We start from the raw sequence: 12,325 nt of genomic DNA, 5'->3' as shown, positions 1-12,325 counted from the left end.
GGAGATAATCTGAGAGTCCGAACCAAGGGCTTTTCAGAATATCGACTGATCTCGCGATCAGTTGTGATAATCATAGCGATTCTCATTACCGCGTCAACCGCTGTTTTTGCAAATCTGTAATTAAGTTTTTCGAGCGGCCGTGAGGCTCCATAAACAAAGGGCTTCGCGCTAGGTGCGATGCGTCGTCAACTGAGTGATCTGTCGATTCAATTGGCCGATCCGTCGAGCCATCCCTTCGATCAGGCTGTGAGCGATCTTCGGATTGCTGCGGGTCATGCTCAAAAATTGATCACCGGGAATCAGCATCACTGTGCTTTGTTCGCGCGTCACCACCGTGGCATTGCGCGGCTCGCCGGTAAACAACGCCATGGCGCCGAAAATCTCGTCCTTGGGCACCTCGCCGACCTTGTGTCCGTCGACGAAAGCCTCGGCGTGCCCGTCGATGATCACGAAGACATGATCCGCTGCATCGCCCTGGTGAATCAGCACGGCGCCGGCTTCAACGCGTTTGAAGCCGTTGGTGCTGCGAAACTCGCGCGGTTTCAGCTCGGCCACCGCGTGGGCGAGCAGCGCCATTTGCCCGAGCAGATAGCTCAGCAGCTGCTCCGCTCGATCAGGGTCGGCATACAAATGCTGCAGCACTTCAGCGCGCCGATAAGGCAGCAGCCGCACAGTCCCCTCGCTGCGCAAGCGGCAGTCGCTCCATTGCTCGCCACGTCGCAGACCGAGCAGATCACCTTCCTGCCAGTAGAACAGCGCACGGCCGGCGATGCAGCCATGTACCACGCCCTCGCTCAGCAGAAACAACTGGTCGCCAGCCACCTGTGCAAACAGGTCATCTGTTGCCTGCAGCTCAATAACCGGCGCGCATGGCGACAGCTCCTGCAGCCATTGCCCGGGAAGATTCTGTAAACGATTGATCAGTGCGTCGGCGGGCGCCGATGGTTCCCCCAGCAAATACATGGCGTCAGCGCCTGCTCAGTTTTTGTGGCGCGCAGAAATGGCTTCGAGCTGCTTGTTCAAGGCGTCCTTGCGCTCGGCGGGAATGTCGTTCCAGTGCACGTCCATCAACGCGCCCTCGATCGCATACAGCAACACCTTCGACGCGCGAAACCCGCGGGTGCGCACGGCGCGATAGGCATCCACCGCACCGAGGCGACGCAAGTCCGAGGCGCTGTGGATGCCCACGGCATGCAGCCATTGCGCCGATGTCTTGCCAAGATTTTTCAGGTGTTGCAGTTCATCATTCATCAAGCCTCCTTGCGACGGCCGAATGGTGCGTGGGCAAGCTTCTCAGGAGTGTAGCCATCAGTAGGAAAAGCGTGGTTGTTTGGTCGGATTCGACGCAAAAGCTTCTAAGAAAGGCGGGTGAAAGACCTGCGATTGCAGGAGGAGGGGGGTAATGCATACAACTGTAGGAGTGAGCCTGCTCGCGATGGCGGTGTAGCAGCCGACATCCATTTTGAATGTCAGTCAGCTATCGCGAGCAGGCCCACTCCTACATGGAGAGGATGTTGTGTCAGGGGCTGCCGATGAATATCAGCGAGTGCGATACCGCAACCGCGTGCCGAAATTCATCGACATCAGGATCTCGTCAGCACTCAGCTCCGGCGGAAAGTACGCCCCGGAAATCTGCGCATGGGCCAGGCTGGCGCCTTCGAGCGAAGCCTTGCGAAAGTCGATGCCGCGCAGATCGGCGGAGCGGAAGTACGCATCGCGGAAATCCACGTTATCGGCGTTCAGTTCACGCAGGTCCAGACCACGGAAGTCGCCGCCGACCATGTCGATCAGGCCATCCTGTGGACGTTCGTTGTTGAAGCCTGCGACATCATCTTTGTGCAGCAGGGCGTAAAGCGGAGTGTCGAGCAGTTTCGGCTGGCTCATGTCAGATCACCTGTTGGTTTTATGACGCCAGTATAGTGCCACTATTTGACGGACGTGAAGCGAGCGAGGGCTTCACGGCCGAAATAGTTTTTTACAGACCTGGCAGGCGCTGACGGATCTGCGCGACCACGGTGTCCAGCGTCCCGGATTCATTGGTCTGCACGCGTTTGCTGCGCAGGATTTCTTCCGGCGTCAGCGCTTCGCGGTTGGCCTGCTGCGCCTCGATGACTGCGAGGGTGGCGTCGGACGGATCCTTTTTATCGGCCTGACGCACCGCCAGCCAGCTTTCGATCACGGCTTGCGGGGCGTTGCAGTCGAGGATCAGGAATGGCGTACCGGTGGCTTCGGCAATCTTCGCTGCGTTGTCGCGCTGCTCACGTTTGAGATAGGTCGCGTCAATCACTACCGGGAAACCGGCGTGCAAGATGACCTCGGCGATCTCATGCAGGCGCGCGTAAGTCGCGGCGCTGGCGTCGGCGCTGTAAATGCCTGCCTGCACATCGTTGGCAACGGTCTGCTCACCGAACAGGCGCTTGCGCTCGACATCCGAACGCAGGCGAATCGCGCCCAGCGCTTCCACCAGGCGCATGGCCACGTGGCTTTTACCGACTGCGGAAACACCATGGGTGATGGCCATGAAGCGCGAAGGAATGGTGCTGTAGCTTTCGGCCAGGTTGGCGTAGTTGCGGTACTGGCGCAGGGTGGTGGCGCGCTGCACGGCAGTCGCATCCGCGGGCATGCTGAACAGCGCCACTTTGGCGCGCACTAGAGCGCGGTAGGCTTTATAGAAGTTCAGCACTTCCAGGCCCTGATAGTCACCGGTCAGTTCCAGGTATTGGCTGATCAGGCGACGCGCCAGCGATTTCAAGCCGCGGTCTTCCAGGTCCATCGCGAGGAAGCCGGTGTCGGCCCAGACGTCAGTGAAACGGAATGGCTCGTTGAATTCGATGCAGTCGAAGATCACCACATTGCCGTCGATGACTGTGGCGTTGCCCAAGTGAATATCACCGTGGCATTCGCGGGTGAAACCTTGCGCCTTACGCTGGGCGAACAACGGCTTGAGGCGTTCGAAGCTGCTTTCGGCCCAGGCTTTCAGTGCTTCAAGTTGCAGCAGGTCGTTCTTGTCGCTGAGGAATGGCAGGATCTGCTCGAAGTTTTGCGCGACCGGCGCCATCACGCTGTCCGGCGTGCCGGCGTCGTGTTCGGCCGGGACTTTCGGGGCATTGAGATGGAAATGGGCAATCTGCTCAGCCAGGGCATCGATGTGCTGAGTGGTCAGCTCGCCATTGGCTTGCAGCGTGCTGAGCAACCCGCTCTGCGGGAACTGGCGCATTTTCAGCACGTATTCGATAGCCGGGCCGTCGCCGCCGAGTTGCGGGGCTTCGATGCTGCCGGTGACTGGCAACACGTCCAGATACAAATCAGCGGTCAGACGCTGGTTGAGGCGCAGCTCTTCCGCGCAGAAATGCGCGCGTGCGTCGAGGCTGGTGAAGTCGAGAAAGCCGAAATTCACCGGTTTCTTCACTTTATAGGCAAAGGGGCCGGTGAGAATCACCCACGAGATGTGGGTTTCGATGACCTGAAATCCTTCGACGGGATGCGGGTAGAGGGCCGGGTTTTGCAGGGCAGCGATCAGGGACTGGCTCACGGGCGATCCTTCAGAGGCGGGGGAATTCGAGGCGGCCATTATGGCTGCTTGCCCGCCTGACGCAAACCTCCGCGCGTGCCTGTTGAGGATCGATAAAGTGCGTATAATCCGCCGCCATGACTCGATCCCGATCCCCCCGTACCAAGAAAAAACCACCAGCCAAGGGCCTCAGCCCATGGTTGAGCTGGGCCATTAAACTCAGTCTGGTCGGCCTTGTGGTGCTGGCCGGCTTCGCCGTTTACCTCGATGCCGTGGTGCAGGAGAAATTCTCCGGCAAGCGCTGGACCATCCCGGCCAAGGTGTATGCGCGCCCGCTCGAGCTGTTCGTCGGACAGAAGCTCAGCAAGGACGATTTCCTCACCGAACTCGATGCCCTCGGCTATCGCCGCGAAGCCGTGAGCAATGGCCCCGGTGCCGCCGCCGTCAGCGGCAATACGGTCGACCTGAACACCCGTGGCTTCCAGTTTTATGAGGGGCTGGAGAAACCGCAGCCGGTGCGCGTGCGTTTCTCCGGCGATTACGTCGCCGAGCTGTCCGCGACCAACGGTTCGAAGCTGTCGGTGGTGCGCCTCGAACCGCTGATGATCGGCGGCATTTACCCGAAAAATCTTGAAGACCGCATCCTGATCAAGCTCGATCAGGTGCCGCCGTACCTGCTGGAAACCCTGATCGCCGTCGAAGACCGCGATTTCTATAGCCATTGGGGCGTGTCGCCGAAATCGATCGCGCGCGCGGTGTGGATCAACACCTCCGGCGGCAAGATGACCCAGGGCGGCAGTACGCTGACGCAGCAGTTGGTGAAGAACTTCTACCTGACCAGCGAACGCAGCCTGACCCGCAAGCTCACCGAAGCGATGATGGCGTTGCTGCTCGAACTGCATTACAACAAGCAGGAAATCCTTGAGGCCTACCTCAACGAAGTTTTTGTCGGCCAGGACGGTCAGCGGGCGGTGCACGGTTTCGGTCTGGCCAGCCAGTTCTTCTTCGGCCAGCCATTGTCCGAGCTGAAACTGCATCAGGTGGCCTTGCTGGTCGGCATGGTCAAGGGGCCGTCCTACTACAACCCGCGGCGTAACCCGGAGCGTGCGCTGGAGCGGCGTAATCTGGTCCTCGATGTGCTGGCGCAGCAAGGCGTGGCAACTGCCGAACAGGTCGAAGCAGCGAAGAAAATGCCACTGGGTGTAACCACCCGCGGCAAGCTCGCCGACAGCTCGTTCCCGGGCTTCATCGACTTGGTCAAACGTCAGTTGCGCGAAGACTATCGCGACGAAGACTTGACCGAAGAAGGCCTGCGCATCTTCACCAGTTTCGATCCGATCCTGCAGATGAAAGCCGAAGCTTCGGTCAACGACACGTTCAAACGTCTCGCCGGGCGCAAGGGCTCCGATGACGTCGAGGCGGCGATGGTCGTGACCAACCCGGAAACCGGCGAAGTCCAGGCAATGATCGGCAGCCGTCAGGCCAGTTACGCCGGTTTCAACCGGGCACTCGATGCGGTGCGTCCGATCGGCTCGCTGATCAAACCGGCGGTGTACCTCACCGCGCTGGAGAAACCGAGCCAGTACACGCTGACCAGTTGGCTGTCGGACGATCCGTTGTCGGTCAAAGGCGCCAACGGTCAGGTGTGGAAGCCGCAAAACTACGATCGCCGCTCCCACGGCACGGTGTTCCTCTATCAGGGTCTGGCGCATTCCTACAACCTCTCGACCTCGCGTCTGGGCCTGGAAGTCGGCGTGCCGAACGTGCTCAAGACCCTCGGTCGCCTGGGCGTCACCCGTGAATTCCCGGCGTTCCCGTCGATGCTGCTGGGTGCCGGCGGCATGACGCCGATCGAAGTGGCGACCATGTATCAGACGCTGGCCAACGGTGGTTTCAACACGCCGATGCGCGGTATTCGCAGCGTGCTGACCGCCGAGGGCGAGCCGCTCAAGCGTTATCCGTTCCAGATCGAACAGCGTTTCGATCCGGCCTCGATCTACCTGATCCAGAACGCCATGCAGAGGGTGATGCGTGAAGGTACCGGCAGTTCGGTTTATAACGTGCTGCCCAAGACCCTGACGCTGGCGGGCAAGACCGGTACCAGTAACGATTCGCGCGACAGCTGGTTTGCCGGTTTCAGTCAGGATCTGCTGGCGGTGGTCTGGCTCGGTCGCGATGACAATGGCAAGACGCCGTTCACCGGTGCCACCGGTGCGCTGCAGGTCTGGACCAGTTTCATGCGCAAGGCCGATCCGCTGCCGCTGGACATGCCGCAGCCGGACAACGTCGTGCAGGCCTGGGTCGATTCGCGCACCGGCCAGGGTTCCGATGCCAACTGCCCCGGCGCGGTGCAGATGCCGTATATTCGCGGCAGCGAGCCGCCACCCGGCGCCGCGTGTGCAAGCGAAACACCTGCCTCGCCGGAATCGGTGATGGACTGGGTCAAGGGCTGGATGAATTAAGCAAAGAGGGTTTCAAGTGAACAAGTGGTTGATTCCAGCGGTGACCGCCGTGGCTTTGCTCAGCGGCTGCTCCACCGTACAGCGTGGTTCGATTCCCGTGGTGGATTCGGGCACAGCCGTGTCCAACAGTGAACACATCGGCGCCAATGGCGGTTTCCGCCAGACCACGGTCAAGCGCCCGGCGCAGGGCCAGACTCAGGCGATTCCGCAGGGCGATACCGGCGTGGTGGTGATGGTGCCGGGCGGCGGTGCTGCGGTGTCGACACCGATCAGCTCTTCGCCGATCGTCCCGGGCCCGGCCTCGGGCGGTATCACATCGGGGCCGTATAACCCGTCGGCGGTTGAGTCGGCACCGATCAATTCCGGCAGCTACAGCATGCCTTCCACGCCAAGTGGCGTTCCTTCGGCCAGCAGTGGCGGCGGCCTGTCGGCGGATGAGCAACTGGACGGCCCGGTGCTTGCCTTGCTGACTACCGCGCAACAACAGCAGGCCGGCGGCGACCTCAACGGTGCCTCTTCCAGCCTGGAGCGGGCGCAACGTGTCGCCCCGCGAGAGCCGCAAGTACTGTACCGTTTGGCGCAGGTGCGCATGGCCCAGGGCGATGCGCCGCAAGCCGAGCAGTTCGCCCGTCGCGCGCTGACCATGGCCAATGGTCGTCCGGATCTGCAAGCCAGCCTGTGGGAAATCATCGCTCAGTCTCGTGAGAAACAAGGCGATGCCGCCGGCGCTGCTCAGGCCCGTCAGAAGGCCAAGGTTTCCCTGTGATGGACGCGCGCTTCCCGAAAATCGCCGATCATCTGTTGCTGATCGAGCGAGAACTGCGCGCTTTGGGCTGGTGGGATGAGGTCGAGCCGTCGGTCGAAGCCCTGAGCAGTGTCGAGCCGTTTTCGGTCGACACACTGGACTTCGAGCAGTGGCTGCAATGGATCTTCCTGCCGCGCATGAAGATGATCCTCGAACAGGACCTGCCGCTGCCGAACGCCTCGGGCATTCAGGAAATGGCGGAAATGGTCTTCGCCCAGCGCAACCTTGGCGGCAAGGATCGTCAGTTGCAGGTGCTGCTCAAAGAGTTCGACCTGCTGATCACCGCTTCGCGCTGAATACGGTTATGTAGGAGCTGCCGCAGGCTGCGATCTTTTGATTTTGCTGTTGAAGTGCAAGATCAAAAGATCGCAGCCTCGTTCCACTCGTCAGCTCCTACACAGCTCTCACACAGATCCGGCAGAGTGCCTACGAACAGTTCTCGGCAATCTGCTTCTGCGCTTCGACGATGCGCTCCTGACGCTGCGCGTCGTCGAGCCGCCGCACATCCCCCTCGACTTCCTCACGCAAGCGCGGATTGTTCTGCAATTGCGCGAGATTCGTGCGTGCCTGCTCGCAGAACGCCTTGAGTTGCGCCTGCTGCTCGGCGACCTGTTTCTTCACCTTGGTATCAATCGCCTTCTGATCGCCGAGCACGCCACCCCCCGGCATCGGCGCAGCTTTCGGCGTGGGCGAGGAGGGCGTCTGTACGGTCGTCGACGATTGGCCCTGCGGCGGCTGCGCATCGAAATGCGTGACACCTTGGGCATCGACCCATTTGTAGATTTGAGCGGCCGAGCACCATGGGCTGAGGCCGATCAGCAGAGTGAGGAGGAGCGTTCGCATGCTGATTCCTTGGTAAAAATGCGCAATTGGCGCTAACAGAGTAGCGCTTTTCAGGTTTTTTCTTGCGTTCTCATGTGCTTACCCACAATTAACCCAACAGACGACTTGACTTGCAGAGGGCGAAACAGAAGAATCCAAAGTCCGCTGTAGAGGGACTGCCAGAAGCAGACCCACTCGGTAGATCATGAGGCGCACATCCGCGCCGACCTGTTACACCCGCAACGCGTTACCTCGCGCTGGGTGGGAAAGGCCCGCAACACTTGGGACGATCCCAATACTTGCTCAGTCAGTGCTGACGTAGTCGGCGACCACCGTCGCTCATGCTCTGCCGAGAAGTAAACCTATTAAGACCCGCCCCTTTTTGTGGACGGTATTCTGGCGTTTTAGAGGTGAACAACGTGGAGCTTTTATCTGGCGGTGAGATGCTCGTCCGCTTTTTGCGTGACGAAGGCGTCAAATATATCTACGGGTACCCGGGTGGTGCTCTCCTGCATGTTTACGATGCCCTGTTCAAAGAACCGGAAGTGACCCACATCCTGGTTCGTCACGAACAAGCGGCGACCCATATGGCTGACGGCTACGCCCGTGCCACCGGTAAAGCCGGCGTGGTATTGGTGACATCCGGTCCAGGCGCCACAAACGCCATCACCGGTATCGCCACCGCCTATATGGACTCGATTCCGATGGTGATCATTTCCGGTCAGGTGCCAAGCACCATGGTCGGCACCGACGCGTTCCAGGAAACCGACATGATCGGCATCTCCCGGCCGATCGTGAAGCACAGCTTCATGATCAAGCACGCCTCGGAAATCCCGGAAGTCATGAAGAAGGCGTTCTACCTGGCGCAATCCGGTCGTCCGGGTCCGGTCGTGGTCGACATCCCGAAAGACATGACCAACCCGGCCGAGAAGTTCGAATACGTTTTCCCGAAAAAAGCCAAGCTGCGTTCCTACAGCCCAGCCGTTCGCGGTCACTCCGGGCAGATTCGCAAAGCAGCGGAAATGTTGTTGGCAGCCAAGCGCCCAGTGCTGTACTCCGGCGGCGGCGTCATCCTCGGCAACGGCTCCGCGCAGCTGACCGAGCTGGCAAAAATGCTCAACCTGCCGGTAACCAATACCTTGATGGGCCTGGGCGCTTTCCCTGGCACTGACCGTCAGTTCATCGGCATGCTCGGCATGCACGGCAGCTACACCGCGAACCTGGCGATGCACCATGCCGACGTGATCCTCGCGGTCGGCGCACGCTTCGACGATCGGGTGATCAACGGCCCGGCCAAGTTTTGCCCGAACGCCAAGATCATCCACATCGACATCGACCCAGCGTCGATCTCCAAGACCATCAAGGCCGACGTGCCGATCGTTGGTCCGGTCGAGAGCGTCCTGACCGAAATGGTCGCGATCCTCAAGGAAATCGGCGAGACCCCGAACAAGGAGTCCGTGGCCAGTTGGTGGAAGCAGGTCGACGAATGGCGCGGCGATCGCGGCCTGTTCCCTTACGAAAAGGGCGACGGCAGCCAGATCAAGCCGCAGACCGTGATCGAAACCCTCTGCGAAGTGACCAAGGGCGATGCCTTTGTGACCTCCGACGTGGGTCAGCACCAGATGTTCGCTGCGCAGTACTACACGTTCAACAAGCCTAACCGCTGGATCAACTCCGGTGGTCTGGGCACGATGGGCTTCGGGCTGCCGGCGGCGATGGGCATCAAACTGAGCTTCCCGGACGACGATGTGGCCTGCGTCACCGGCGAGGGCAGTATCCAGATGAACATCCAGGAGCTGTCGACCTGCCTGCAGTACGGCTTGCCGGTGAAAATCGTCATCCTCAACAACGGTGTGCTGGGCATGGTTCGCCAGTGGCAGGACATGAGCTACGGCAGCCGTCACTCGCACTCCTACATGGAATCGCTGCCTGACTTCATCAAGCTGGCCGAGGCCTATGGCCACGTTGGCGTACGCATCACCGAATCGAAAGATTTGAAGTCGAAGATGGCTGAAGCGTTTGCCATGAAGGATCGCCTGGTGATCATCGATGTTGCAGTCGACACCAGCGAGCACGTCTACCCGATGCAGATCAAAGACGGCTCCATGCGCGATATGTGGCTGAGCAAGACGGAGCGTACTTAATCATGCGGCACATTATTTCCCTGCTTCTGGAAAACGAACCCGGCGCTCTGTCTCGCGTAGTCGGCCTGTTCTCGCAGCGCAACTACAACATTGAAAGCCTGACCGTGGCCCCGACCGAAGACCCGACCCTGTCGCGTCTGACGCTGACCACCGTGGGCCACGATGAAGTGATCGAGCAGATCACCAAAAACCTGAACAAGCTGATCGAAGTGGTCAAGCTGGTGGACCTGTCGGAAAGCGCTCACATCGAGCGCGAACTGATGCTGGTCAAGGTCAAGGCCACTGGCGCCCAGCGCGCCGAGATCAAACGCACCACCGATATCTACCGTGGGCAGATCGTTGATGTCAGCGCCAGCGTGTATACCGTTCAGTTGACCGGTACCAGCGACAAGCTCGACAGCTTCATTCAGTCCATCGGCACCGCATCGATTCTGGAAACCGTCCGCAGCGGCGTGACCGGCATTGCTCGCGGCGACAAAGTACTCAGCATCTAAACCAAATTAGCGCATGGCCTGAATGGCCGGATATAAGGGGAAATTCATGAAAGTTTTCTACGATAAAGACTGCGACCTGTCGATCATCCAGGGCAAGAAAGTTGCCATCATCGGTTACGGCTCCCAGGGTCACGCTCAAGCGTGCAACCTGAAAGACTCCGGTGTCGACGTTACTGTCGGTCTGCGTAAAGGTTCGGCCACCGTTGCCAAAGCCGAAGCTCACGGCCTGAAAGTGACCGACGTTGCTTCCGCCGTAGCTGCTGCCGACCTGGTCATGATTCTGACCCCGGACGAATTCCAGTCCTCGCTGTACAAGAACGAAATCGAGCCGAACATCAAGAAAGGCGCCACCCTGGCCTTCTCCCACGGCTTCGCGATCCACTACAACCAGGTTGTTCCGCGTGCCGACCTCGACGTGATCATGATCGCGCCGAAAGCCCCGGGCCACACCGTGCGCTCCGAGTTCGTCAAAGGTGGCGGTATCCCTGACCTGATCGCGATCTACCAGGACGCCTCGGGCAATGCCAAGAACGTAGCGCTGTCCTACGCCGCTGGCGTCGGTGGCGGTCGTACCGGCATCATCGAAACCACCTTCAAGGACGAGACCGAAACCGACCTGTTCGGCGAACAAGCCGTTCTGTGCGGCGGTACCGTTGAACTGGTAAAAGCCGGTTTCGAAACCCTGGTTGAAGCTGGCTACGCGCCGGAAATGGCCTACTTCGAGTGCCTGCACGAACTGAAGCTGATCGTAGATCTCATGTACGAAGGCGGTATCGCCAACATGAACTACTCGATCTCCAACAACGCCGAGTACGGCGAGTACGTAACCGGCCCGGAAGTGATCAACGCCGAATCCCGTCAGGCCATGCGCAACGCCCTGAAACGTATTCAGGACGGCGAATACGCCAAAATGTTCATCAGCGAAGGCGCAACCGGCTACCCTTCGATGACCGCCAAGCGTCGTAACAACGCCGCTCACGGTATCGAAATCATCGGCGAGCAACTGCGCTCCATGATGCCGTGGATCGGTGCCAACAAGATCGTCGACAAAGCCAAGAACTGAGTCGTCGTCCCTTGTACGAAAAACGCGGCCTCGGCCGCGTTTTTTCGTTTGGGCCGGTGCTTCTGGTATAAAGCTGCATCGTTTGTGGCCGAACTGTCGTCCTCAAGCTTCTGTCGAATTTTTTCCAAACCGTTGCAAGGTAATGTCCATGAGCGAACGTCCCGAAGAGCCGAACAAGGCTTCCGACGCCGAAAGCCTGCTGCCCATCGATGAACACATCGAAGAAGGGCGCGACGCTGAAGGTCGCAAAGTCCGGCATCGTGGTATCTATCTGCTGCCGAACCTGTTCACCACTGCCAACCTGTTCGCAGGCTTCTACTCCATCATCAACTCGATGAGCGCCCAGGCCGCCCTGAGTGCCGGTGACTCGGTGAATGCGAGCAAGTACTTCGCTTTCGCTGCGATCGCGATTTTCGTCGCGATGGTGCTGGACGGCCTTGATGGCCGCGTGGCGCGCATGACCAATACGCAAAGTGCCTTCGGCGCCGAGTACGACTCGCTGTCGGACATGGTCGCATTCGGTGTCGCGCCGGCATTGCTGGCCTTCGGTTGGGCATTGGGCGACATGGGCAAGGTTGGCTGGATGGTCGCCTTCATCTATGTAGCGGGCGCAGCGTTGCGTCTGGCGCGTTTCAACACTCAGGTCGGCACGGCGGATAAACGCTACTTCATCGGTCTGGCCAGCCCAGCGGCGGCAGGCGTCGTGGCGGGCATTGTCTGGGCGTTCAGCGATTACGGCATCCAGGGTTCGAAGATGTCGTTCCTGGTCGCGCTGATGGTTGCGGCCGCCGGCATGCTGATGGTCAGCAACATCAAGTACAACAGCTTCAAGGAGCTGGATCTCAAAGGTCGCGTGCCGTTCGTGGCGATCCTGGCGGTGGTGCTGGTATTCGCTGTAGTGTTCAGCGATCCGCCGCGCATTCTGCTGCTGGTGTTCCTCGCTTACGCGGCGTCCGGCCCGGTGCAGTACCTGTTGCGTCTTCGTCGTCACAAAAACGCCGAGTGATGTAATTTCGCGCATACT

The 12,325-nt window shown here is 59.8% G+C and carries 12 protein-coding genes; 7 read left to right on the top strand and 5 right to left on the bottom strand.

Annotation, left to right across the window (positions count from 1 at the left end):
• Positions 1–168: 168 nt before the first annotated feature.
• The 4 genes from LIS66_RS22640 to LIS66_RS22625 form a co-directional block, all read right to left on the bottom strand.
• Positions 169–963: a Crp/Fnr family transcriptional regulator gene (locus LIS66_RS22640; RefSeq protein WP_227973076.1), complete on the bottom strand. Its 795-nt coding sequence runs from the start codon at positions 961–963 to the stop codon at positions 169–171.
• A 15-nt stretch (positions 964–978) separates the two neighbouring features.
• Positions 979–1,251 carry a TfoX/Sxy family protein gene (locus LIS66_RS22635; protein WP_016773175.1) on the bottom strand — a complete coding sequence of 91 codons (273 nt, stop codon included), beginning with the start codon at positions 1,249–1,251 and terminating at the stop codon, positions 979–981.
• A gap of 288 nt (positions 1,252–1,539) precedes the next feature.
• Complete coding sequence (locus tag LIS66_RS22630; protein WP_064364141.1) at positions 1,540–1,884, bottom strand: pentapeptide repeat-containing protein; 345 nt, start codon at positions 1,882–1,884, stop codon at positions 1,540–1,542.
• 91 nt (positions 1,885–1,975) lie between these two features.
• Positions 1,976–3,532, bottom strand: coding sequence for an AAA family ATPase (locus tag LIS66_RS22625; protein WP_042610454.1), 1,557 nt, complete (start codon positions 3,530–3,532; stop codon positions 1,976–1,978).
• A 116-nt stretch (positions 3,533–3,648) separates the two neighbouring features.
• Between LIS66_RS22625 and mrcB the strand changes: the two genes are divergently transcribed.
• From mrcB to LIS66_RS22610, 3 genes are read left to right on the top strand one after another with little or no spacing between them, the layout of a single operon-like run.
• Positions 3,649–5,973, top strand: a complete 2,325-nt coding sequence (gene mrcB, locus LIS66_RS22620) for a penicillin-binding protein 1B (RefSeq protein ID WP_064364143.1) — start codon at positions 3,649–3,651, stop codon at positions 5,971–5,973.
• Positions 5,974–5,989: 16 nt separating this feature from the next.
• Positions 5,990–6,739: a hypothetical protein gene (locus LIS66_RS22615; protein ID WP_227973075.1), complete on the top strand. Its 750-nt coding sequence runs from the start codon at positions 5,990–5,992 to the stop codon at positions 6,737–6,739.
• Positions 6,739–7,074, top strand: coding sequence for a YqcC family protein (locus tag LIS66_RS22610; protein WP_042610451.1), 336 nt, complete (start codon positions 6,739–6,741; stop codon positions 7,072–7,074). The genes LIS66_RS22615 and LIS66_RS22610 overlap by 1 nt, the downstream gene beginning before the upstream one ends.
• A 130-nt stretch (positions 7,075–7,204) precedes the next feature.
• Here LIS66_RS22610 and LIS66_RS22605 read toward each other — a convergent pair whose 3' ends face one another.
• Complete coding sequence (locus tag LIS66_RS22605) at positions 7,205–7,621, bottom strand: DUF4124 domain-containing protein (RefSeq protein ID WP_042610450.1); 417 nt, start codon at positions 7,619–7,621, stop codon at positions 7,205–7,207.
• Between the two features lie 398 nt (positions 7,622–8,019).
• Between LIS66_RS22605 and LIS66_RS22600 the strand changes: the two genes are divergently transcribed.
• The 4 genes from LIS66_RS22600 to pssA all read left to right on the top strand — a co-directional run bounded on the left by LIS66_RS22600 (position 8,020) and on the right by pssA (position 12,307).
• Positions 8,020–9,744 (top strand): acetolactate synthase 3 large subunit, encoded by a 1,725-nt coding sequence (locus LIS66_RS22600; RefSeq protein ID WP_065616944.1) that lies wholly within the window; start codon positions 8,020–8,022, stop codon positions 9,742–9,744.
• A 2-nt stretch (positions 9,745–9,746) separates the two neighbouring features.
• Positions 9,747–10,238 (top strand): acetolactate synthase small subunit, encoded by a 492-nt coding sequence (gene ilvN / locus LIS66_RS22595; protein WP_003176102.1) that lies wholly within the window; start codon positions 9,747–9,749, stop codon positions 10,236–10,238.
• A 46-nt stretch (positions 10,239–10,284) separates the two neighbouring features.
• A complete protein-coding gene (ilvC, locus tag LIS66_RS22590) occupies positions 10,285–11,301 on the top strand; it encodes a ketol-acid reductoisomerase (protein ID WP_003228216.1) in 1,017 nt (338 codons plus the stop codon).
• Positions 11,302–11,449: 148 nt separating this feature from the next.
• Positions 11,450–12,307, top strand: a complete 858-nt coding sequence (gene pssA / locus LIS66_RS22585; RefSeq protein WP_227973074.1) for a CDP-diacylglycerol--serine O-phosphatidyltransferase — start codon at positions 11,450–11,452, stop codon at positions 12,305–12,307.
• Positions 12,308–12,325: the final 18 nt, after the last annotated feature.

Source organism: Pseudomonas sp. HN2 (genome assembly GCF_020736465.1).
Classification (GTDB): Bacteria; Pseudomonadota; Gammaproteobacteria; order Pseudomonadales; family Pseudomonadaceae; genus Aquipseudomonas; species Aquipseudomonas moraviensis_A.
This window is presented reverse-complemented; position numbering and strand designations above follow the sequence as displayed.